This window comes from Euzebya pacifica (assembly GCF_003344865.1).
GTDB lineage: Bacteria > Actinomycetota > Nitriliruptoria > Euzebyales > Euzebyaceae > Euzebya > Euzebya pacifica.
The window spans coordinates 376640-398873 of the sequence record NZ_CP031165.1; the positions used below are offsets into that span (position 1 = coordinate 376640).

Annotated in this window: 14 protein-coding genes; 11 read left to right on the forward strand and 3 right to left on the reverse strand. The window is 71.1% G+C overall.

Translation table 11 applies throughout. The features are described 5' to 3' along the window. Positions 1-13: 13 nt before the first annotated feature. From DVS28_RS01520 to DVS28_RS01545, 6 genes are all read left to right on the forward strand, one after another. Complete coding sequence (locus DVS28_RS01520; RefSeq protein WP_164709795.1) at positions 14-3367, forward strand: cell wall-binding repeat-containing protein; 3354 nt, start codon at positions 14-16, stop codon at positions 3365-3367. 125 nt (positions 3368-3492) lie between these two features. Continuing rightward, on the forward strand, positions 3493-3735 hold the full coding sequence (locus tag DVS28_RS01525) for a hypothetical protein (RefSeq protein WP_114589883.1): 243 nt from the start codon (positions 3493-3495) through the stop codon (positions 3733-3735). Beyond that, the gene (locus DVS28_RS01530) at positions 3722-4039 is read left to right on the forward strand and encodes a type II toxin-antitoxin system PemK/MazF family toxin (RefSeq protein ID WP_114589884.1); all 318 of its coding nucleotides are present in this window, start codon (positions 3722-3724) and stop codon (positions 4037-4039) included. Before DVS28_RS01525 ends, DVS28_RS01530 begins: the two co-directional genes overlap by 14 nt. Positions 4040-4060: 21 nt before the next feature. Beyond that, positions 4061-6232 carry a phosphate acetyltransferase gene (gene pta / locus DVS28_RS01535; protein WP_174236189.1) on the forward strand — a complete coding sequence of 724 codons (2172 nt, stop codon included), beginning with the start codon at positions 4061-4063 and terminating at the stop codon, positions 6230-6232. Continuing rightward, positions 6232-7359, forward strand: a complete 1128-nt coding sequence (locus DVS28_RS01540; protein ID WP_114589885.1) for an acetate/propionate family kinase — start codon at positions 6232-6234, stop codon at positions 7357-7359. Before pta ends, DVS28_RS01540 begins: the two co-directional genes overlap by 1 nt. Positions 7360-7480: 121 nt before the next feature. Beyond that, the gene (locus DVS28_RS01545) at positions 7481-9880 is read left to right on the forward strand and encodes a CehA/McbA family metallohydrolase (RefSeq protein WP_164709796.1); all 2400 of its coding nucleotides are present in this window, start codon (positions 7481-7483) and stop codon (positions 9878-9880) included. 55 nt (positions 9881-9935) lie between these two features. Here the strand turns inward: DVS28_RS01545 and DVS28_RS01550 are convergent, their stop codons facing one another. After that, on the reverse strand, positions 9936-11543 hold the full coding sequence (locus DVS28_RS01550) for a M28 family peptidase (protein WP_114589887.1): 1608 nt from the start codon (positions 11541-11543) through the stop codon (positions 9936-9938). 152 nt (positions 11544-11695) lie between these two features. Between DVS28_RS01550 and DVS28_RS01555 the strand changes: the two genes are divergently transcribed. Next, positions 11696-14497: an AMP-binding protein gene (locus tag DVS28_RS01555; RefSeq protein ID WP_114589888.1), complete on the forward strand. Its 2802-nt coding sequence runs from the start codon at positions 11696-11698 to the stop codon at positions 14495-14497. Positions 14498-14564: 67 nt separating this feature from the next. On the opposite strand, the gene DVS28_RS01560 is transcribed toward DVS28_RS01555, so the two are convergent. Beyond that, entirely contained in the window at positions 14565-15173 is a 609-nt protein-coding gene (locus DVS28_RS01560) for a Uma2 family endonuclease (RefSeq protein WP_164709797.1), read from the reverse strand. A 94-nt stretch (positions 15174-15267) separates the two neighbouring features. Between DVS28_RS01560 and DVS28_RS01565 the strand changes: the two genes are divergently transcribed. Next, on the forward strand, positions 15268-16317 hold the full coding sequence (locus tag DVS28_RS01565; protein ID WP_114589889.1) for an LLM class flavin-dependent oxidoreductase: 1050 nt from the start codon (positions 15268-15270) through the stop codon (positions 16315-16317). 14 nt (positions 16318-16331) lie between these two features. Here DVS28_RS01565 and DVS28_RS01570 read toward each other — a convergent pair whose 3' ends face one another. Then, positions 16332-17567 carry an MFS transporter gene (locus DVS28_RS01570; RefSeq protein WP_164709798.1) on the reverse strand — a complete coding sequence of 412 codons (1236 nt, stop codon included), beginning with the start codon at positions 17565-17567 and terminating at the stop codon, positions 16332-16334. 184 nt (positions 17568-17751) lie between these two features. Here DVS28_RS01570 and DVS28_RS01575 point away from each other — a divergent pair, with 184 nt between their 5' ends. The 3 genes from DVS28_RS01575 (at position 17752) to DVS28_RS01585 (ending at position 22231) form a co-directional block, all read left to right on the forward strand. Then, positions 17752-21144, forward strand: a complete 3393-nt coding sequence (locus DVS28_RS01575; protein WP_114589890.1) for a cell wall-binding repeat-containing protein — start codon at positions 17752-17754, stop codon at positions 21142-21144. Between the two features lie 239 nt (positions 21145-21383). After that, entirely contained in the window at positions 21384-22046 is a 663-nt protein-coding gene (locus DVS28_RS01580; protein WP_164709799.1) for a hypothetical protein, read from the forward strand. Beyond that, positions 22043-22231 carry a hypothetical protein gene (locus tag DVS28_RS01585; RefSeq protein WP_114589892.1) on the forward strand — a complete coding sequence of 63 codons (189 nt, stop codon included), beginning with the start codon at positions 22043-22045 and terminating at the stop codon, positions 22229-22231. The genes DVS28_RS01580 and DVS28_RS01585 overlap by 4 nt, the downstream gene beginning before the upstream one ends. Positions 22232-22234 lie beyond the last annotated feature (3 nt).

The following is a 22234-nucleotide window of genomic DNA, read 5'->3' on the forward strand; positions in this document are numbered from 1 at the left end:
GCAAGGAGTTGACATGCCCTTTTCGAGTCCTGTCCGCCTGTCGCGAGTCGGCGCTGGCCCGGTGCTGCTGGCCCTGCTGGCGCTCGTCGCGTCGTTGCTCGCCGCCGCCGGCCCTGCCGCCGCCGTCCCGACCGGTCCTGCCGAGCTCATCAGCACCAACGCCGATGGTGACGACTCCGGCGACGACCAGTCCACCGGGCCGCCATCGATCTCCGACGACGGCCGCTACGTCGCTTTCACCTCCCGCGCCACCGACCTCGTCGACGGCTTCGTCGACGGCAACGGCGCCAACCTCGGCGACGTGTACCTGCGCGACACCGCCATGGGCACCACCACGCTGGTCTCCCACGCCGCCGGGTCGCCGCTGACCTCGGCCGCCGGTGGGTCATCGGGCAACCCGCGGGTCTCTGCCGACGGCCGCTACGTCGTCTACGACACGTTCGCGACCAACCTCGTCGCCGGCGTCACCGACACCAACAACGAACGCGACGTCTACCTCTACTCCGTCGCCAGCGGCACCAACACCCTGGTCTCCCACGCCCACGACGACACGGCACAGACCTGCGACCAGGGCCAGTCGTTGGGGGCAGACATCGCCAACGACGGCAGCGTCGTCGCCTACCAGTCCGCCTGTGACGACCTGATCGACAACATGCAGGCCTCCGGGGACTCCCAGGTCTTCCGCTGGGACCGGATGGCCGACACCACCGAGATCGTGTCCCGCCCCAACGCCTTCAACCCGAACAGCGTCGTGCCCGGAAACGGCAGTTCGCAGAACGCCGACCTCTCCGGTGACGGCCAGTTCGTCGTCTACACCACGGCCGCCACCAACATCGGGGCGGGCGGCGATGCCAACGGCACCTCCGACATCGGCTACTACCGGATCGACGGTGTCAACGGCGGCAACCTGCCGGCCCTGTCGACCTACCTGTCGCTCAACAACGCGCTGAGCGGAACCGGCAACGGCTTCGCGTCCCGCGCGACGATCTCCGACGACGGTCGCTGGGTGTCCTACGAGACCGAGGCCACCGACATCGGCGGCGGCACCGACGGCAACGGCGGCCTGGACGTCATCCTGGCCGAGGTCCCGCCGGGCCAGGTGCCCACGTGGACCCGCATCTCCTCCGAGGCAGGCGGCGACGCCGGCAACAACCAGTCCTTCAAGGCCGTCGTGGCCGGTTCCGGCAGCCACGTGGCCTTCCTGACCCTCGCCACCGACCTGGTCACCACCGGTCCGGTCAAGGCGACCGGCGCCAGCTGGGACGTCGTCCGCTACGACGTCGGATCCGGTGACATCCTCCTGGCGTCCCCCAACGCCGCCGGCACCGACGGCGGCAACGACGACTCCGGCGCGCCCGGCCTGGCCGTCGGACTCGGCATCGCCTCCAACGGTGACGTGATCTACAGCTCCGAGGCCACCGACCTGGTCAACCCGGCGATCGCCAACGTCCAGCAGATCTGGGCGTTCGACGGCAGCGACGTCACGCTCCTGTCCGCCGTTCCCGACGGGTCCGCTCCCGGCGGCGCCAGCTCCCGGCAACCGGTCATCGCCTCCAGCGGTGACTGGGCGGCATGGGCCACCACGGCCACCGACCTCACCGAGACCCCCGACACCAACGGCGAGAGCGACATCGTCGCCATCGTCCCCGAGCAGGCCCTGGGGCAGCTCGCCATCGACGACGTCGAGATGGCCGAGGGCACCGGCGGCGAGACCACCTTCGCCTTCACCATCACCCTGGACACCATGGCCCCCTCCGACGTCACCGTCGACTGGGCCACCGCTGACACCGGCATGGGTGAGGGACACGCCACCGGTGGCGGCTCCGCCATCGAGGGCGTCGACTACCTGACCGCGTCCGGCACGGCGACCATCACGAGCGGGAGCACGACCGCGACCGTCGAGGTGACGGTCTACGGCGACACGATCACCGAACCCGACGAGACGTTCGCCGTCGTCCTCTCCAACCCGGTGGGCGCGATGATCGCCCCCGACGGCGACACCGGCATCGGCACGATCCTGGACGGTGCGGCGATCGACGTCGCCGACCTGCGCGACGGGGTCAACGACACCCTGCGCGTCATCGTCGAGGGCGGCCCCAGCAACAACGAGAACGCCGAGGTGGCCCTGCGGTTCTCCCGCTCGACCTTCCCCGACACCAGCGAGCCCACCTTCGCCCAGGACGGGCCACGGCGTGCGCTCCTGGCCACCGACGCCGGGTTCGCCGACGCGTTGGCCTCCGGCGCGCTGCAGGGCAACACCGTGGCCGACGGTCGTCCGCTGCTGCTCACCGCCACCGATGAGCTCTACCCGGAGGTCGTCGCCGAGCTGGAACGGCTGGACGTGACCGAGGTCGGCATCCTCGGCGGCATCGCCGCGATCGACCAGTCCGTGGAGGACGAGCTGGTCGCGGCCGGCTACACCGTCGTCCGCTACGCCGGCCCGTCCCGGCTGGAGACCGCCATCGAGGCGGCACGGATCGAGTACCCGTCGGCGACGACCGGCATCCTCGCCCGTGCCTTCCCGGCTGCGGGTGGCGACGACACCCAGGCGTTCGCCGACTCACTCGCCGCCGGCGCGTGGGCAGCCGACGAGGGCTGGCCGCTGCTGTTCACCCAGACCGAGGTCCTGTCGACCTCGACGTCGAGCTACCTGGACCAGTCGACCATCGAAACCCTCTACGTCGTCGGTGGTGAGGCCGCGATCAACGAGACCGTGCTGGACGCCGTCCGTGCGCTGGGCATCGAGGTCATCCGTGTCGCCGGTGGCACGCGGTTCGACACGGCGCTGGAGATCGCCGGGCAGCGTGGCTACACCGACGAGCGGGACGCCGAACGGGTGATGGTGCTCGACGGCACCGCCCCCGACGCATGGGCAGCCGGGTTCGCCGGTGCCGCCCACTCCGCCATCCACGGCGCCCCCGTCGTGCTGGGTGTGGAGGACCAGATCGTCCCCCAGACCGCGGCGTTCCTCGACCCGCCCTCGTCCTTCGCGGTCGACGTGGACGACGTCGACGGGTACGTGCTGGTCTGCGGCATCGCGCCGGAGCGGTGCACCGAGAGCCGGTCGCTGCTGGGCCTGCCCGACCTGGCCGACGTCGTCGAGCCCGAGGGCAGCTACCCGCAGGGCGGGACCGTCCCGTTCGAGCTGTCGGGCACCTACAGCGCCAGCGGGTACGAGACGCTGCTGGACTGCGACGGCGAGCAGGCGCTCGTGACCGGTGGTGCGGTGTCGGGCTCGACGACGATCTCGGTTGACGTGCCCGCCGACCACCCGGCCGGCGCCTGCCTGGTGAAGGTCAAGCTCGTCTACGCCAACGGCAGCGAACAGCTGGCCGTGGCCGACGTGGAGGTCACCGAGGTCCCCTGAGCCGACAGCAACGAACCACGGCCCCGGGCACGCGCCCGGGGCCGTGGCCTGTGGACAACCGGGTTGCCGGAACGCCCCATCCTCCCTACCGTCCATGTATGACGATTCGTAGTACAGTTGTCGAGGTGGAATCCAAGGCGATCTCGGCCCGTCTCGACGAGGACGCGCAACGCGCGCTTGCCGAGCTCGAGGCAACGGGACTGAGTCGAACCGAAGCCGTTCGCCTCGGATTGCTGGCAGCTGCGCAGCAGTTGCGGGACCGCAGCCGACTCGAGGAAGAGGTCGCCGCGCTGGCCGCTGACGCGGAGGACCTCGCGGAGGCTCGCCGTGTGGCGGCGATGATGGAGGACCTCCGTGACCCGTGGTGACGTGTTCGAGCTGAGGCTCCGTGGCGGAACGGGGCACGAGCAGTCCGGCCGCCGGTTCGGGGTCGTGGTGCAGTCCGACGCCATGAACCGGCTGTCCACCGTCCTCGTCGCACCCACCTCCCGTTCAGCGCGAGCCGCGACGTTCAGACCGGAGATCGAGATCGACGGTCAACCCACCCGGGTCCTGGCCGAGCAGATGTCGGTCGTCGACCCTTCCCGGCTGGGGAACCTTGTCGGACACCTGACCCCTCAGGAGCAGTGGGGCGTCGACCTGGCCCTGTCTCTCGTCCTCGGGCTGGGTTGAGCTCGGCCACATCCTGCAAGGATGGACGGCAGAACCGCTGCCCCCGAGGAGCCCCACTCCGTGGCCAACAACCTGTACATCGCCTCGCTGGAACCGGCGTCCGGCAAGTCCGTCATCGCCCTGGGTGTGATGGAGCTGCTGTCCCGCCGGCTGGACCGGGTCGGCTACTTCCGACCGGTCGTGCCGTCCACCGATCCCGTCGACAGCCGCCTGGCGCTGATGGACGGGCGCTACGAGCTGGCCGGCGAACCCGAGGAGCGCTACGCCTTCACCGTCGACGAGGTCGAGCGGCTGCTCGCCCAGGGTCGGACCGACGAGCTGTTCAAGGGAGTCCTCGAGGCCTACCGGGCGCTGGCCGACAAGGCCCCGTTCGTGCTGTGCGACGGCACCGACTACACCGGCGTCTCCACGGCCCTGGAGTTCGAGTTCAACGCCAAGCTGGCCAACCACCTCGGGGCCCCGGTCCTGGCGATCGTCAACGGGCGCAGCCGGACCGCCCACGACGTCGTCGAGGCCACCCACGTCGCCCGCGAGTCCCTCACCGCCGAGGGCTGCACGCTGCTGGCCACCGTGGTGAACCGGGTCGACCCCGACGACCTCGACACCATCCAGGAGGCCGCCGACGCCGTCTCGCACGACGACCCCATCTGGGTCGTGCCCGAGGTCCCCACGCTGTCGATGCCGACGGTCCGCGAGGTCGCCACCGGCATCGGCGCCAAGGTCCTGCTCGGTGACACCGACGCGGCCATGGACCGGGTCGCCTCGAAGATCACCATCGCCGCCATGACCCTGCCCCACGTCCTGGACCGCCTGGTCGACGGGGCCATCGTACTGACCCCCGGTGACCGCGCCGACGTCCTCCTCGGCGTGATCGGGTCGCGGATGGCCACCACGTTCCCCAACGTCGCCGCCGTCGTCCTGACCGGCGGGTACCAGCCCGAGGACTCGCTGGTCCGCCTCCTCGACGGATTCTCGAGCATCCCGTGCCCGGTGCTGTCGGTCGACGACGACACCTACGGCACCGCCACCGACGTCAACGCCGTCCCGGCCGTCCTTCGCCCCCGCCAGACCCGCAAGATCGCCACCGCGCTGGACACCTTCGAGGCCCACGTCGACATCGACGTGCTGGCCAACCGCATCGAGGTGACCCGCTCCACCGTCGTCACCCCGCTGATGTTCGAGTTCGACATCATCGAACGGGCCCGCCAGGACCGCCGCCACATCGTCCTGCCCGAGTCGTCCGACGACCGGATCCTGCGTGCCGCGGAGATCCTCCAGCGACGTGGGGTGGCCACCCTGACCCTCCTCGGCAACCCCAAGGTCGTGGAGACGCGCGCGGCGACGCTCGGGGTCGACCTGACCGGCATCGACGTGATCGATCCCGCGACCTCGCCGTTGCGGAAGGTCTTCGCCGACCGGTACGCCGAGCTGCGCGCCCACAAGGGCGCCACCCCCGACCTGGCCTTCGAGATGCTGCTGGACGTCAGCTACTTCGGGACGATGATGGTGCTGTTGGGCCACGCCGACGGCATGGTCTCCGGGGCGGCGCACACCACCCAGCACACCGTCCGTCCGTCCCTGGAGGTGGTCCGCACCAAGCCCGGCGTGGCCATCGTCAGCTCGGTGTTCTTCATGCTGCTGCCCGACCGGGTGCTGGTCTACGGCGACTGCGCGATCAACCCCAACCCCGACGCCTCGCAGCTGGCCGACATCGCCATCAGCTCTGCCGAGACCGCCGCCGCGTTCGGGGTGTACCCGCGGATCGCGATGCTGTCGTACTCCACGGGCGAGTCGGGGCAGGGCACCGACGTCAAGGCGGTCCGCGAGGCCACCGAGCTGGTCCGTCAGCGACGGCCCGACCTGCAGGTGGAAGGGCCGATGCAGTACGACGCCGCCGTCGACGTCGGCGTGGGCGAGAAGAAGCTGCCCGGCAGCCAGGTCGCCGGCAACGCCACCGTGTTCATCTTCCCGGACCTCAACACCGGCAACAACACCTACAAGGCGGTCCAGCGCTCCGCGGGGGCGGTCGCCGTCGGACCGGTCCTCCAGGGCCTGAACAAGCCGGTGAACGACCTGTCGCGCGGCTGCACCATCCCCGACATCGTCAACACCGTCGCCATCACCGCCATCCAGGCACAGCAGGAGGCCGCGGCCGCCGCCAGGACGCAGCAGGAGCAGGGGGCGGGCGTCTGATGCGGGTCCTCGTGCTCAACGCGGGGTCGTCGTCGTTGAAGTACCGGCTGCTCGCCGACGACGACACCCCGTTGGTCGACGGCATCGTCGAACGCATCGGTGAGGAGGGGGGCGTCGCCGACCACACCGACGCCATCGATCGGGTCGTCGCCGACCTGACCGACGCCGGGCTGGACGACACCGTCGAGGCGGTGGGCCACCGGGTCGTGCACGGCGGTGCGACGCTGACCGAACCGGTGCTGATCGACGACGACGTCATCGCCACCATCGAGTCGCTCGTGCCGCTGGCGCCGCTGCACAACCCGGCGAACCTGCTGGGCATCCGCGCCTCGATGGCCCGGCGACCCAACCTGCCGCAGGTCGCCGTGTTCGACACCGCCTTCCACGCCACCATCCCACCCGCCGCGCACCGCTACGCCCTGCCGGAGTGGACGTTCACCGAGCACGGGGTCCGGCGGTACGGGTTCCACGGCACCTCGCATGCATGGGTGTCCCGGGCTGCCGCGGACCACCTGGGCAAGCCGCTGGCCGACACCAAGCTCGTGACGCTGCACCTGGGCAACGGGGCGTCGGCGGCCGCAATCGACGGTGGCGTCTGCGTCGACACGTCCATGGGCATGGCTCCGCTGGAGGGGTTGGTGATGGGCACCCGGTCCGGCGACGTCGACCCGGCCGTCATCTTCCACCTGATGCGGGAGGACGGGCTGTCGGGCTCGGCCGTCGAGGACCTGCTGACGCGACAGTCCGGCCTGAAGGGCCTGTCCGGGGACAACGACATGCGCACCATCGAACAACGGGCGGGGGAGGGGGACGAGGCCGCCAAGTTGGCGCTGGACGTCACCGTGCACCGCCTCGTCCGCTATGTCGGCGCGTTCGCCGCCGTGCTCGGCGGCATGGATGCGCTGGTGTTCACGGCCGGGATCGGCGAGCACAGCGCCCTGATCCGCCGGCGGGTGTGCGAACGGCTCGGGTTCCTCGGCGTGTCACTGGACGAGGCCGCCAACATCGCGGCCGTCGGGCCGGACCGGTCGACCACCATCAGCACGGGCCCGACCCCGGTCCTGGTCGTCCCCACCGACGAGGAAGCCGAGATCGCCCATCGCGTCCGGGCGGTCGTCGCCGGCTGACGCGCGATGCGACACCGGCCCCTCGACCGTCGCCCGCGGGACGAACGGCGTCCATGCGGTTCCGTCACCGTTCGGGGCCGGCGGGCAGGACCACGGGGCGGTCGTGGCGAACGTGGTCTGCATGAGCCGATTCCTTGCCGTGCCGCTGCTGCTGGTCCTGATCGCCGTCGGTGTGGCCGCGCCGACCGTCGGGGCCGACGGGCTCGCCCCGCCGATCCGCAGCGCCGCGCTGGACGCCGCCGTCGACGCGGCGCTGGACGGGCTGGCCTGGGTGCCGTTCGACATGCACCTGCACACCGACCACTCCTCCGACGGTGGGGTGTTCCACCAGGAGTTCGACACACCCGAGAGCCACGACACGTTCCTGGACGAACAACGCGATCAGGCGCTGCGGGCCGGCATGTCGGCGGTGGCGTTCACCGACCACCGCAACTTCGCCCAGCACTACGACCCCGACTTCGACCTGGACCGGTCGCCGTTCGCGATCGGTGACCGGGTGCTGCTGACCGGTGAGGAGTGGGGTGGTGGCCGGCACGGCACGGCCTTCGCCATCCAGACCCGCATCGACCACGGCTCCACCGACCGGGTCGGCTGTGGCCTGGCCGAGATGGCCCTGGAGGTCGCCGCCCAGGACGGGTTGCTCGGCATGGCCCACCCCAAGGACGGCGGCGCCGACGGCTGCATGGCTGAGCTGGTCGACTTCCCCCTGTCCCACATCGAGGCCCTCCGCGGCGGCGACAGCGCCCTGCAGGACGCAGGTTTCCCGGGGGGCGGCAACGGCTCCAACGAGGCGTACTACCAGGCGCTGGCCGAGGCTGGCGGACGGGTCGCCACGGTCAACGGATCCGACAACCATTTCAAGCAGGTGTGGGCCGGTCCGTCCGGCCCCGGTGGCAGCGCGGCCTACGTGCTCACCACAGGGGTGTCGGAGGAGGCGCTGGTCGACGGCATCCGGGCCGGTCGCACGCTTGCCGGGCTGGGCATCACCGGCATCCGCGTCGCCACCCTCCTGGACGCCGACGGGGTCGACGGGTTCGAGGCGGTCACCGGCGGCTGGGCCGAACCGACCGGCGACACGGTCACCCTCGCCCTCGCCGTCGAGAACGGCACCGGCCACACCGTCCGGGTCGTCGACGACACCGGCGCGGTCGTCGCCGAGGTCGTGCCCGACGGGGTGTCGGACACCGTCGCCTTCGAGCTGCCGTCCTCGTCGGCCTTCTACCGGGTCACCGCCATGACCGTCGGCGCCAGCCGCGTCGGGCTGCCCGATCCGCTGGACTACGTCGACACGTTCGTCATGAACTCCACCCCGGTGTGGGTCACGGCGCCCACCTCGGCAGCACGGACACCCGCCCTCGCAGACGGCACCCCGCTCGTGTCGCTGACCGACGCCGACTGGGGTGGCTTCGCCGACCTCGCCCGCCACGGCGACGTCGTGCACCTGGTCCAGCAGCAGCGGACCGGCGATCGGGCGAGGGTCGTCACCCACCAGCGTTCGCTCGACGGCGGGATGACCTGGTCGCCGGCGGTGCCGCTGGGGGAGGGGCGGTCACCCTCGGTGGTGGTCCGCGAGGACACGGTCACGGTGGCCTTCGAGGTGCACGACCCGCGACGGTTCGGCGGCGACGTGGTCGTGCGCCGCTCGACGGACGGCGGGACGTCCTTCGGCCCGGCCGAGGTGATCGCCGCAGGCAACGCCGCCCGTCCGGTGCTGGCCGCTGGGGACACCGTCGACCACCTGGTCTGGCAGGCGCAGGTCGACGACGGGACGTGGGCCATCCACCACCAGCGGCTCGACGGGCTGTCGACCACGACCCGGTTGTCGTTCGCGGAGCCGTGGAGCGGTGGCATGACGCAGTACGCCGTCCCGCCCCGCGAGCTGCAGCACATCCCGGCGTCGGTGGAGCCCACCGTCGCCGTGCACGGCCACACCGTGGCGGTCGCGTGGGAGGACAACCGCGACGACCCGACCCCGGGCCGCAGCGGCAACCCCGATGACGTCGCCATCTTCGGTGCGGTGTCGACCGACGGTGGCGCGACCTTCTCCGCCGACAGCCGCTGGACCGAGCGGATCCTGCGGCGCGACGAACCAACCGCCGAAGGGGTGGAGGGCAACCCTGCCCTGTCGCCGTCGCTGGCGATCACCCCCGACGGCGGGATCGTCCTGGCCCACACCAGCACCGTCGACTCGGCGTTCACCGACGTGTGGGTCCAGCGCTCCGACGATGGAGGTGCGACCTGGTCGACGGCCAGCCGCGTCGACGTCCCCAGCGAGTGGTCCTACCAGCCCCAGCTGCAGGTCGAACTCGGCGGGCTGCGGGTCGTGTGGCAGCAGGCGACGGACCCGACGTGGTCATTGCGGACGGCGGTCTCGACCGACGGCGGCCTGACGTTCGGGTCGGCGTCGACGCTGACCGGCGACGGCCGGTACCACGGCTGGCCGGCGCTGTCGGACGGGATGATGGCGTGGACCGCGGAGCTGACCGGCGGGGTTGGCGTGGTGGCCGCCGCGCTGGGCTGATCCGAGGGGCACCCCGGCGGGGTGCCCCTCGTCGTTCGTGCGGAGGGTTGTCGGTCTACTCCGACGCCTGCCCGTGGTCGATGTGCGAGCCGCCACCGCTGAGGAACGTGCCCTGCGGACCGTCGATCGCGACGTCATCGGGGCCACGCCCCGGCAGGCTCGAACCCGGCACGCCGTTGATGGCCTCGGTGGAGGCCGCCAGGTTGAAGATCGCGTAGCCGACCGCGTCGACGTTGACCTCGATCGCCTCGACCGACACGTTGTCGAACGTGTCGCAGGCCAGGTGGTAGCAGGGGTCGTACTGGTCACCGGCGGTGCCACCCCAGATGCCTGCCTGCTCCTCGGTCTTGATGCCCTCGGCCCCGGTGAATAGCCCGCTGGCGGGGATCCCGACGTCGATGAACGCCTGGTAGTCCGAGCGACCCGAGAACTCCGAGTCCTCGTAGGGGATGTTGTTGTCGGAGTAGTAGGCCTCGAAGAGGTCCTCGAGCTCTGCTGAGCCCGGCGGGATGAAGACGGGTGCGGGGAACGTGGACTCGTCGGCGTCGTAGACGCCGTAGATGAAGTTCGGCGAGCCGACCATGTCGAAGTTGAGGTACAGCGCGAGGGCGTCGTACTCCTCCTGCGTCAGGCCGAAGTCCGGGTTGAACACGTACTGCTCGGACCCGATGAGGCCGGACTCCTCGGCACCCCACCACGCGAAGCGCAGGGAGTTGGTCGGCGTGTACTTCTTGTTGTTCCCCAGCGCCAGCGCCACGGCCAGGATGGCTGACGAGCCGCTGCCGTTGTCCTGGATTCCGGGTCCTTCGCCGACGGAGTCGAGGTGGGCACCGGCCATGACGACGTTGTCGGGGTTCACGCCCGGCAGGTCGCCGATGACGTTCTCGGTGGTGCTGGTGACGATGGTGGTGTCAGCGGCCAGGTCGACCGTCGTCGCGTCGAGGACCACCAGGCCGTCGGAGTAGGAGGTGTCCAGGACCGGGATGGTGAGGACGCCCACGACACCCTCGCCGAGCGTGCCGCCGATGATGTCCTGGCGGGCCGGGGCGGCGGTGTTGCCCTGGTTGAAGATGATGACCGCCTCTGCGCCTGCAGCTTGCGCGTTCACGGCCTTGAGTCCGAACGCGCACGTCCCCCGCTGGATCAGCGCGATGTCGTTGCTGCCGGACCAGTCCGGCCCGACGAAGTCCGCCACCTCGCAACCGGAGGTGGAGGTGTTGCCGAGCCCGAGGTCCAGGTCGACGGGGATCACGTTGCCGCTGGTGATGGTCCCGCTGCCCGAGAAGGACATGGTCTGGGTCTCGATGGGCACGCCGTCGGCGGTCAGGGAGCTGGAGTTCTCGGAGAACAGGCTGAAGTCGAAGACCTGCCGCTCGACGTCGAAGCCGGCGTCCTCGAGCAGGTCGGCGACGTAGTCAGCGGAGGCGTCGTAGCCGGGGGTGCCGGATGCACGGGTTCCCCCGTTGGCGTCGGCGATGGCCTGGAACGCCGCGAGGTGGACGAACACGTCGTCGGCGTCGACACACGACAGGAGCTTGGTGGTGGTGTTCAGGTTGCGGTTCAGGCACGCGTTGTTGGACGGTGCTGCACCGGCGACGGCTGGCAGCAGGCTGAAGGCGAGCAGCAGCGCACAGAGCGCGCCGAAACGGGCATGGCGAGTCATCAGACATCCTCCTCGTGGCAAAGATGTCGAGGTGCCCACGTCCCGACCCTGACCTCGCTGACCCTAGTCCTGCCTGCGTGCGGTGAACACCCCCCGGAGTCGATTTCCCGGTCTCGGTCACCGCAGGGCTCCCCGAGCGCAACACTGGGCAGGTGACGGCGACCCGGTCATCCGACGACGATGCCCGTCTGGTCGTGTCGGTCATCACGGCGCTGCTCGATGAGCTCCGGCCCCATGGGCATCCGACGGTCACCCTCGACAGCGACCTCGAGCGTGACCTCGCCCTGGACAGCCTTGCCCTGGCCGAGCTGCTCGCCAGGCTCGACGACGCGCGCGGCACGCGGATGTCGACCACGTTGCTCGGCACCGCCACCACGCCACGGGACCTGCTGGTCGACCCGGCAGGCCCGCCCTCGCACCCGACCGTCGCGGCGGCCTCGCCCACCCCGGCGCCGGTCCGTCCGCCGGGTGCGGACGGGCCCCGTCCCACAGACCTGCCAACCCTGATCGACAGCCTCGACTGGCACCTGGCGACCCACCCGGACCGGCCGCACCTGCGGCTGCTCGACGAGACGGCGCCGGTCGAGCTGACCTACGCCGAGCTGCACGACCAGGCGCTCGCCGTGGCCAATGGACTGCGAGGCCGGGGCACCGAGACCGGCGACTCGATCGCCCTGATGCTGCCGACCGGACGCGACTACTTCGTGGCCTTCCTTGGCGTGCTGTTGGCCGGCTGCACCGCGGTGCCCATCTACCCGCCCGACCGGCCGTCCCGCATCGGCGAGCACCTGCAGCGGCAGCGCCACATCCTCGACAACGCCCGGGCGACGGTCCTCATCACCGTCCCCGAGGGACGGTCGCTGGCCCGGCTGATGCGCACCCACGTCGCCTCCCTCCGCCAGGTCTGTACTGCCGAGGAGCTGGCCCAGACCGACGGCGACACGATGCCGCTGCCGCGCGCCGGGCACGACGACGTGGCGCTGGTGCAGTACACCTCCGGCAGCACCGGGGCCCCCAAGGGGGTGGTGCTCAGCCACCAGGACCTCGTCGTCAACATCGACGCGATGGCGCAGGTCATCCGCGCGACCCCCGACGACGTGTTCGTCAGCTGGCTGCCGCTGTACCACGACATGGGGCTGATCGGCGCGTGGCTGGGCAGCCTCCACGTCGGGATGCGGCTGATCTCCATGCCGCCCCAGGACTTCCTCGTCCGGCCGGCGTCATGGCTGCAGGCCATCACCGACCACGGCGGCACCCTCGCCGCATCGCCCAACTTCGGCTACGAGCTGTGCCTGCGTCGGGTCACCGACGAGCAGATGGACGGCCTGGACCTGTCGACCTGGCGGCTGGCGTTCAACGGGGCCGAGGCGGTCGGCCCGGACACCCTGCGACGGTTCGCCGATCGGTTCGGACCCGTCGGGCTACGGCCCGAGGCGCTGGCCCCGGTCTACGGGTTGGCGGAGGCGGCGGTCGGGCTTGCGTTCCCGCCAGTCGGCCGGCCGCCGATCATCGACCGGATCAGCCGTGACCGGCTGGTGCGCGGTGGGGTGGCCGAGCCGCTCCCCGACGGGGCCGCCGGTCCGGACGTGCTGGAGCTGGCAGCCTGCGGACAGCCGCTGCCCGGCTACGCCATCCGTGTGGTCGACCGCGCCGGCAGCACGCTGCCCGACCGGACGCAGGGACGCATCCAGTTCACCGGCCCGTCGGCGACCCGTGGCTACCTCCGCAACGACGAGGCCACCCGTCGGCTGCGAGACGGTGAGTGGCTGGACACCGGCGACCTTGGCTACCTGGCCGACGGCGACATCGTCATCACCGGCCGGGTCAAGGACCTGATCATCCGCGCGGGCCGCAACCTGCACCCCCAGGAGCTCGAGCAGGTCGTCGGCGCCGTCGACGGTGTCCGGGCCGGCTGTGTGGCGGCGTTCGGGGTGGGCGACGCCGAGCGTGGCACCGAACGGCTGGTCGTGGTGGCCGAGACCCGCGAGACCGACCCTGTGGCACGGGAAGCGATCCGGAGCGGGATCGTCGACGCCGCGGTCGACGTGGTCGAGACCCCTCCGGACGAGATCGTCCTCGTCGGGCCGGGGACCGTGCCGAAGACGTCCAGCGGCAAGCTCCGCCGGGCCGAGACGGCCAGGCGCTACACCGACGGGTTGCTGGACCAGCCGGTCCGTGCCGCGTGGGTGCAGCTGGCCCGGTTCGGGTGGGGCGGGCTGCCCCGGGCCGTGCGCGGCCTGGTCGCCCGACTTCGCGAGACCCTTCATGCCGCATGGGCTCGGCTGCTCGTCGTCAGCGTGGTCGTCCCCCTCGCCGTCATGGTCGTCCTGCTGCCCGGTCACCGGCTGCGCTGGCGGCTGGTCCGGCGCGTGCTGCGCGCCCTCGTCCCGCTGATGGGCACCCCGATCGAGGCCGACGGCGCTGCGCTTCCGGCGCCGCCTGCGGTGATCGTCGCCAACCACGCGAGCTGGCTCGACGGGTTGGTCCTGTCGGCGCACCTGGAGGGTGGCGTCCGGTTCGTCGTCGGCGAGGTCCTGCGCGACAAGCCCATCGAGGGGTTCGTCCTCCGGCGGCTGGGCGCGGTGTTCGTCGAACGCCACGACCGGGAGCAAGGGGTCGCCGACGTGGCCGCCCTGTCAGAGACGTTGGACGACCGCAGCTACCTGGTTGCCTTCCCCGAGGGCGGTCTGGACAGCATCGTCGGGCTCCGGCCGTTCCGCCTCGGGGCCTTCAGCGTCGCGGCCACCGCAGGGGTGCCGGTCGTGCCCATCGCCATCAGGGGCAGCCGATGGGTGCTGCCGCCCCACACGACCCACCTGCGGCGCGGGACCATCCACCTGGAGGTGGGCGCGCCGATCCTGCCGGCCGGGTCGGGCTGGTCAGCGACGCTGCAGCTGCGGGACGCGGCCCGGGCGCACATCGCGCGCCACTGCGGCGAGCCCGACCTCGGCTGAGCCCTGAGGTCGAGCGGCAGCGCTCTTCGGTCGCACCTTGCAGCGACAACGGCGCAGCGGGCGAGCCTCAGGAGGTCAGCGAGAACACCGTCGGGAGGGGGACGGTGACGCCCAGCACCTCGACCGCGGCATCCTCCGACGTCGTGTCGACCGTGGTGTAGGCCCCGTCGACCGGGTCGGTGTGCACGACCAGCCGGCGCTGGACCAGGTCCAGGACCCAGTACTCGGGCACGGCAGCCTCGGCGTACAGGCGGGCCTTGACCACGAGGTCGCGCCGACGGCTGGAGTGGGCGACCTCCACAACCAGCTCGGCTGCGGCGACCGCGTCGGTGATGGCGTGGAAGTCCGCGGTCCGCACGATCGCCAGATCGGGCACCGGCTGGCTGTACTCGCTGACCGCGTAGGGATGGGAGACCCCAACCATGCGGTCGGGATCGAGGTGGCGGGCGAAGTGGTTGGTCAGCCACATCACCACCTTCAGGTGCGGTCCACCCTCTGCTGCCATGGCCACGATCACCCCGTCGATCAGCTCGACCCGCTCGTCGTCGAACCAGCCGTCGGCACCCCACGCGTTGAACTCCCGACGGGAGATCGGGCGGATGGTGTCGGACAGCTCGGCGAGCACCTCGGGCATGGCCATGACCCCAGTGGCGCACGTCCGGGGCAGGTCCGTCAAGGTCGGGACGGTTGTGGACAATGGGGTCGGGAATGCGGCATGGGTCGATATTGTTAGAGTTCTAACTACTACTGCTGCGAGCTGAGGAGAGGTCATGGAGTCCCGTATCGAGCTGGGTGTCGACACGTTCGGCGACGTCACCGTCGACGCGTCGGGGAACCGGCTGCACCCGGCGGCGGTCATCCGCAACGTCGTCGACGAGGCCGTGCTGGCCGAGGAGGTGGGGCTGGACTTCATCGGCATCGGCGAGCACCACCGCGACGACTTCGCCGTGTCCTCGCCCGAGGTCGTCCTGGCCGCCATCGCCGGCCGCACCGAACGGATCAAGCTGGGGTCGGCGGTGACGGTCCTGAGCTCCGACGATCCGGTCCGGGTGTTCCAGCGCTTCTCCACCCTCGACGCGGTCTCCAACGGGCGCGCGGAGGTCATCCTCGGCCGTGGGTCGTTCACCGAGTCCTTCCCGCTGTTCGGGCTGGACCTGCACGACTACGAGCGGCTGTTCGAGGAGAAGCTGGACCTGTTCGCGAGGCTGCTGGAGGAGGGCCCGGTCACCTGGCAGGGCACCGTCCGCGCGGGCCTGGACGAGCAGGTCGTGTGGCCGCCGACCGAGGGTGGCCTGAAGGCGTGGGTCGGTGTTGGCGGCAGCCCCGAGTCCGTCGTCCGGGCCGCCCGCTACGGCCTGCCGTTGATGCTGGCCATCATCGGCGGATCACCCGTGCGGTTCACGCCGCTGGTCGACCTGTACCACCGTGCGCTGGACCAGCTGGGCAAGGACCGCCAGCCCATCGGGGCGCACCTGCCCGGCCACATCGCCGAGACCGACCAGCAGGCGCTGGACGAGCTGTGGCCGCACCATCGCGCCATGCACGCCCGCATCGGTGCCGAGCGCGGCTGGCCGCCCATGACCCGCGACCAGTACGAGGCAGCGGCCGGCCCCGAGGGGCCGCTGATGGCCGGCTCCCCGGAGACCGTCGCCGCCAAGCTGGTCGAGGTGGCGAGGGACCTGTCCCTGGACCGGATCGACCTCAAGCTGTCGGCCGGCACCCTGCCCCACGAGGCGATGATGCGGTCCATCGAGCTGTACGGCCGCGAGGTCGCCCCGCGGGTCCACGCGGCGCTTGCCGAGGACGTCGCGGTCGGCTGACCGCTCGACCCGTCCTAGACAGTCGCGGGCATCGTCTCGCGCATCCTGATCGCGAGCGCCGCCGCGGCCAGCAGCAGGGCGGCGGTGGTGACGAACGCGCTGGTGAAGCCGAACCCCTCGACGAGGGCGCCGAGGACCAACGGTCCACCGACGGAGCCGAGGTCCCCGGCGGTGTTGAGCACCCCCACCGCCCGGCCGGCCCGGTCCTTGCTGACCACGTCACCGACGATGGCAGCCGGCAGCGGGTTCGTGGCGCCGGTCACGAGTCCGAAGGCGCCCATCGCGACCAGGAACGGCCACGTGCCGTCGAGGACGACGAAGCCCAGCGCCACCACCGCGAAGGTCGTGAAGCCGATGACCCCGACCGGTCGTCGACCGCGGATGTCGATCAGGCGACCGGCTGGAACGACGAGGAGGAGCTGGCCGACCGACGCGACCGTCAGCCCGATCCCGAGGAGGGCGGGACCGAGGGACAGCACGTCCTCGGCGAACAGCGGGACGACGGAGAACCGCAGGCCCGAGAGGGTCCAGCGGACGGCCGCCATCATCACGAGGGCGGCGATCAGCTCACGGGTCCGGAGCAGCTGCCCGAAGCCGGCGAACGGGTTGCGCGAGCGGTCGGGCAGGACATCGTCTTCGGTCGGGGCCTCGGGGCCCGGCAGACGACTGAAGGCGACCAGCCCCGCGATGCCACAGGCGGCGGCGTAGACGACGAAGGGCCAGCGCAGGCCGAGGGGTTCGGCAAGCGCCCCGCCGACGGTCGGGCCGAACGAGGAGCCGATCAGGAACGAGGACTGGATGGTCCCCACCGCACGGCCGCGGAGGCTGGCCGGCGCGGTGACGAGGGTGAGGGTCACCAGCGCGCCGAGGAACAGGGCACTGCCGAACCCGCCGATGCCCCGGGCGAACAGGAACCACCAGTAGGTCGGGGCGGCGGCGCTGGCCAGCGAGGACGCCCCGACGATGAGCGCACCCCAGCCGACGGCCCGGCGCATGCCGATGGTGTCGATGAGCGGACCCACGGCCAGGTTGGACACCAGCCGCACCCCGGCGAACACGCTGACGATCGCCGTCGCTGCGAACACCCCGACCCCGAAGGATCGGGCGAAGGCCGGGATGATCGGGATGACCAGCCCGAACCCCAGCCCCACGACCACGCCGATGGCGAGCGCCGCCGTGAACCCGGGGACCTCCCGCAGGTCGGCAAGGCCGGGTCGGCTGTCGGTCGGCGCGTTGTCGTGGTCGGTCATGGGTGGGTCGAGCATGCCCGACCGACGCGGGGGCAGCAGGCTGTCGGCGAAGTCACCCCCGCGTCCACGCGGCGCTGGCCGAAGACGTTCGGTCAGCTGAACGCACGACAGGGCCTGTACAGCTCCCGAATTCGAGGCGTAGGTTTGGAGTGGGAAGCAGCATGTCGCTGGGAACGAGGGGCTCATGGGCAACGCATCCGTTCGGTATCGCGTCGCGGTGGTGGTGTTGCTCGCGCTGACGACATCGGTCATGGCGCCTGCGCCGGCCATCGCACACCCAGCGCCGTTCGAGGTGGTGGTGCTCGGCGGCCCGGCGACGGTGTCGGAAGCCGTCGCCGACCAGCTCGACGACGACAGGCACGACGTGGTGCGGCTCGCGGACGAGGACCGCTACGGCACGGCTGCGGCGATATCGGCGTCGCGGTTCGGGCCGGGCATCACGACGGCGTTCGTGGCGACCGGGGAGGACTTCGCTGACGCCCTCGCCGGCGGACCGTGGGCTGCCCGGAGCGGCGGACCGATCCTGCTCACCCGCCACGGGGACCTGCCCGAACCGACCCGGGCAGAGATCCTCCGACTGTCACCGGACCGCGTCGTGATCCTCGGTGGCCCGAGCGCGGTCAGCCCGGTTGTCGAGGCCGAGCTCGCCGACCTCGTGCCCACCGTGGAACGGATCGGCGGCGACTCGCGGGTCGAGACGGCGGTGTTGGTCGCGCAGGCGTCCCACCCCTCGGGCGCGGGAGAGGTCGCCATCGCGCGGGCCGATGACTTCGCCGACGCGCTGACCGCCGGCCCCCTGATGGCGGCCCGCGACGGGGTGATCCTCCTCTCCGACACCAACCAGTTGCCCGACCGCACCCGCACGGAGCTGCAACGACTGGACCCGGATCGGATCACCGTCCTCGGCGGCACCGCCGCCATCGACGAGGACGTCGAGGCCGAGCTGGCGACCCTGGCCGACTCCGTCGAACGCGTGGCCGGCGCCACCCGCACCGAGACCGCCGTGGCCATCTCCGCGGCCCAGTTCGCAGCCGACACCGCCCGAGCCGTCTACGTCGCCAACGCCGGTGCCTTCCCCGACGCGCTGGCCGGTGCCGCACTCGCTGGAGGGACCGGCGGGACGTTCGCCGGCGGGACGTTCCAACCGAACGGACCCATCCTGCTGACCGACACCGATCGCCTGCCCGACGCCACCGCAACCGAGATCCGGCGCCTGCACCCGACGATCGACGATCCCGACGACAACCTGCCTCCCGTCGCGGAGGACATCGACGCAATCGCGACGGAGAACGTCCCCAGGATCGTCCCGCTGGTCGCGACGGACCCCGACGGCGACCCGCTGACCTATGCCATCGTCGACCAGCCCTCCTCCGGATCGGTCACCATCGACGGCGACGATGCCCGCTTCGTCAGCGGACTTCCGGGACAACGCACCTTCACCTACACCGCCTCCGACGGGCAGGCCACGTCCAACGTCGCCACCGTCACGGTCACCGTGCGGCGACGAAGCGGAGCGCCGACCAGCCCGATCGTGATCGGTCCAGACACCTTCGATGCGTTCGGCAACACCCAGCTGGTCATCACCCCGGACCTGGGCACCGGGCCTGACCTGGACGGGCCGGGGGTCCGCATCCAGGACAACCTGCTCGACAACGACACCGACACCGGTGGAGGGACACTCGACGTCGTGCCCAGCAGCACCGGGACGGCCAACGGCGGGACCGTGACGACGTACGCCGACGGGTCCTTCAGCTACCTGCCGCCGGTCGGCTACACCGGTGCCGACGACACCTTCACCTACACCGTGACCAACGGCACCGACAGCGCCGACGGCACGGTCACCGTCAGCCTGACCGACATGATCTGGTTCCTCGACGCCGACGCCCCGCCGGGCGGTGACGGCCGTTCCCACGCCCCCCTCGACACGGTTCCGGCCACCATCGGCGGTGCGGGGGACACGATCCACATCGGCGAGTCCGCCGCGGCGATCGGCGGGGCCGGCATCACCCTGGTCGATGGGCAACAACTCCTCGGCGTCGGCGCCGCGCTGGAGGTCGGGCCGGGACCCACGACCCTCGTTCCCGCCGGCATCCCACCGGTCCTCGAGAGCACGGCGTCCGGTGTGGCGCTCGTGCACGACAACACCGTGCGCGGCCTGGACATCGGGTCGACAGCCGGTGACGGCATCGCGATCGACGGCGGTTCCGGCACCTTCACGCTGGACAGCGTCACGATCACCGATTCCAGCGGCGCCTGTCTGCGGGTGGACTCGACCGTGGGCGACATCACGATCCAGGACTCCACGATCACCCAGACCAACGACGCGGCCGGCATCGACATCACCAGCCACACCGGCACGTTCTCCTTCGGCCCGACGAACACCCTGGACGCCACCAACGGCACCGGACTGCAGTTCACCGACGCCGACGGCACCTACGACGTCACCGCCGGCGTCACCCTCAACGGCGGCGATGCCGGCATCGACATCCTCAACGGCTCGGCCGGCACCTTCACCTTCGCCGACACGACGACCATCACCAACCCCACCGGGGCCGCGGTCCTGGTCCGTGACTTCGACGCCCCCGGCCAGCTCGACTACGACGGCAGCATCGTCAACGACAACGGCGAGCTCGTCCTCATCGACACGACCGCAGCCGGTTCGTCGGTGCGCTTCAACACCAACGGCGGCAACTCGTTGACGTCCACCGGCCCCCCCGGCCCGTCCATCGACCTGTTCGACGTGGACGGTGACCTGACGATCACCACCCCGACCACGGCCACCGATTCACAGTTCTCGCCCCTGTTCGCCACCGACGGCAGCGGCACGTGGACGTTCCACGACCTGACGATCATCGACCTGACGGGACTCAACGGTGGGGTCGACGTCTTCGGGAACACCGGCACAGTCAACTTCCACAACCTCGACATCACCACCGACTCCGCCGGAACCGGCGCCGCCGCCACCGGGTTCCTCGCCGGCGGCAACAACGTGATCAACGTCACAGGCACCAACCGCATCGACGCCGACGGAGGACCCGCCCTCGTCCTGATCGACACCGTCGAGGTGGACATGAAGTTCGAGAGCCTGACGGCGAGGAACAACCTGAGTTCGCAGATCGGGTTCAGCGGTGACGACGGGGTCAACCTGCTGAGCGTCGGTGCTGGATCGATCACCGTCGTCGGCACGACGACGGTGGCGAACGTCGACGAGGTCGGCATCCGCATGGATGGGGTCGGTGCCGACGTCACGTTCGGGTCCGTCGCCATCGACACCGTCGGAGAGGACGCCGTGAGCGCCGGTGCCGTCTTCACCAGTACCGGCGCCCTGCGCATCGACGGAGGATCCATCAGCAACACCGGGCGGGAGGGGCTGCGTTTCGGTGGCATCTTCGACGGGACCTCCGCGAACGCCACGGTCGACGGCGTGGCGTTCAGCAGCATCGGTGGCTTCGTGGTCCAGGCCGCCAACAGCACCCTGGCCGGTACCGGCAACACCGCGGCCCCGTTCTCCTGCAACGACCAGGGTGGCAACACCGGGTTCATCGCCTTCAACGGCGGGGCGGACACGTGCCCGTGAGCACCGGTCAGCGACCGGGTGTGCCGGGCCGAGGGCCGGGCGGTACGGGCACGCGGGTGAAGAACACGTCGTTGGCCCTGTGGACTGCACCGGGTTCTGTTGCCGCGTGGTCGAGGTTTCCGTAGGGCCTACGGATGGCCGGGCGCCCCACCCCGGCCATGGTGACGGCAGCGGTCGGACACCGACGTACCCGCTGGCCCATCAGCCGACCGCGACTGGGCCGGCACCGAGGAGGAACGATGGCACACACCAGATCGACCCGGGGGCTCCGCGCGGCGCAGGTGGCCGCCGGCTTGATGATCGCCGTCGCGGTGGTCGAGGCGCCGGTCTACTGGGGTGCGGAGCTGCAGCAGGCCATGACGCACCCGCTCTGGCTGCCCGCCACGACAGCCGCGCTGGCCGCGCTCGGCCTGCTGATGTGGGCGCTGCCCGCGCTCGCCGACGCACAGGGATCGGCGTTGGGCCGTTGGGGACGGCGAGGCGCTGCTGCGGCAGTCGTCGGCCTGTTCCTGAACAGCGGCCTGCTGTACACCCACACGTTCGTCACGCCCGTGCTGGCCGCCGATCATCCGTCGGCCTATGCGGCCTTCTACGGTCCGGACATCCCACCCGTCGGGCTGCTGGTTGCCTTCCTCCTCGGACGGGTCGGACAGCATGCCGGACTCGTCGTCTTCGGGGTGGCCTCGTGGCGAGCGGGGACCGTGCCGCGAGCTGCTGCGGTGCTCGTGGTGCTGGGCGGCGCCCTCGGGCTGCTGACGTTCGCCGCCGGGCTGTCCATCGGGGTGGCCGGTGTTGTCAACGTCGTCCCGCTGGTCGGGTTGGCCATGATGGCCAGCGCGCTGCGACGACACGACGAGGTCCCGGCGGCGGTGACCGTCCCGCGTCCCTCGACCGTGTCGTGACCTCGGTCGAGCCCGAGGTGCTCACGGTCACCATCGAGTTCGGCGACGGCCGCCCCCGAGCGGGGGTGGTCGTCGCCGGCTCGGTGCGGTACCCGTTCACGGGGTTGATCGGGCTGCTGCAGGTGATCGAAGAGCTGTGCGGCGCGAACGCAACCAACCTTCTGCCAGCACGTAGCAAAAGATAGTTG

Bases quoted from the DNA above. Each gene is read 5' to 3' on its own strand.
- DVS28_RS01545 (WP_164709796.1), top strand. From the start codon at position 7,481: ATGAGCCGATTCCTTGCCGTGCCGCTGCTGCTGGTCCTGATCGCCGTC.
- DVS28_RS01575 (WP_114589890.1), top strand. From the start codon at position 17,752: ATGGGCAACGCATCCGTTCGGTATCGCGTCGCGGTGGTGGTGTTGCTC.
- DVS28_RS01565 (WP_114589889.1), top strand. From the start codon at position 15,268: ATGGAGTCCCGTATCGAGCTGGGTGTCGACACGTTCGGCGACGTCACC.
- DVS28_RS01580 (WP_164709799.1), top strand. From the start codon at position 21,384: ATGGCACACACCAGATCGACCCGGGGGCTCCGCGCGGCGCAGGTGGCC.
- DVS28_RS01550 (WP_114589887.1), bottom strand. From the start codon at position 11,543: ATGACTCGCCATGCCCGTTTCGGCGCGCTCTGTGCGCTGCTGCTCGCC.
- DVS28_RS01540 (WP_114589885.1), top strand. From the start codon at position 6,232: ATGCGGGTCCTCGTGCTCAACGCGGGGTCGTCGTCGTTGAAGTACCGG.
- DVS28_RS01520 (WP_164709795.1), top strand. From the start codon at position 14: ATGCCCTTTTCGAGTCCTGTCCGCCTGTCGCGAGTCGGCGCTGGCCCG.
- DVS28_RS01570 (WP_164709798.1), bottom strand. From the start codon at position 17,567: ATGACCGACCACGACAACGCGCCGACCGACAGCCGACCCGGCCTTGCC.
- pta (WP_174236189.1), top strand. From the start codon at position 4,061: ATGGACGGCAGAACCGCTGCCCCCGAGGAGCCCCACTCCGTGGCCAAC.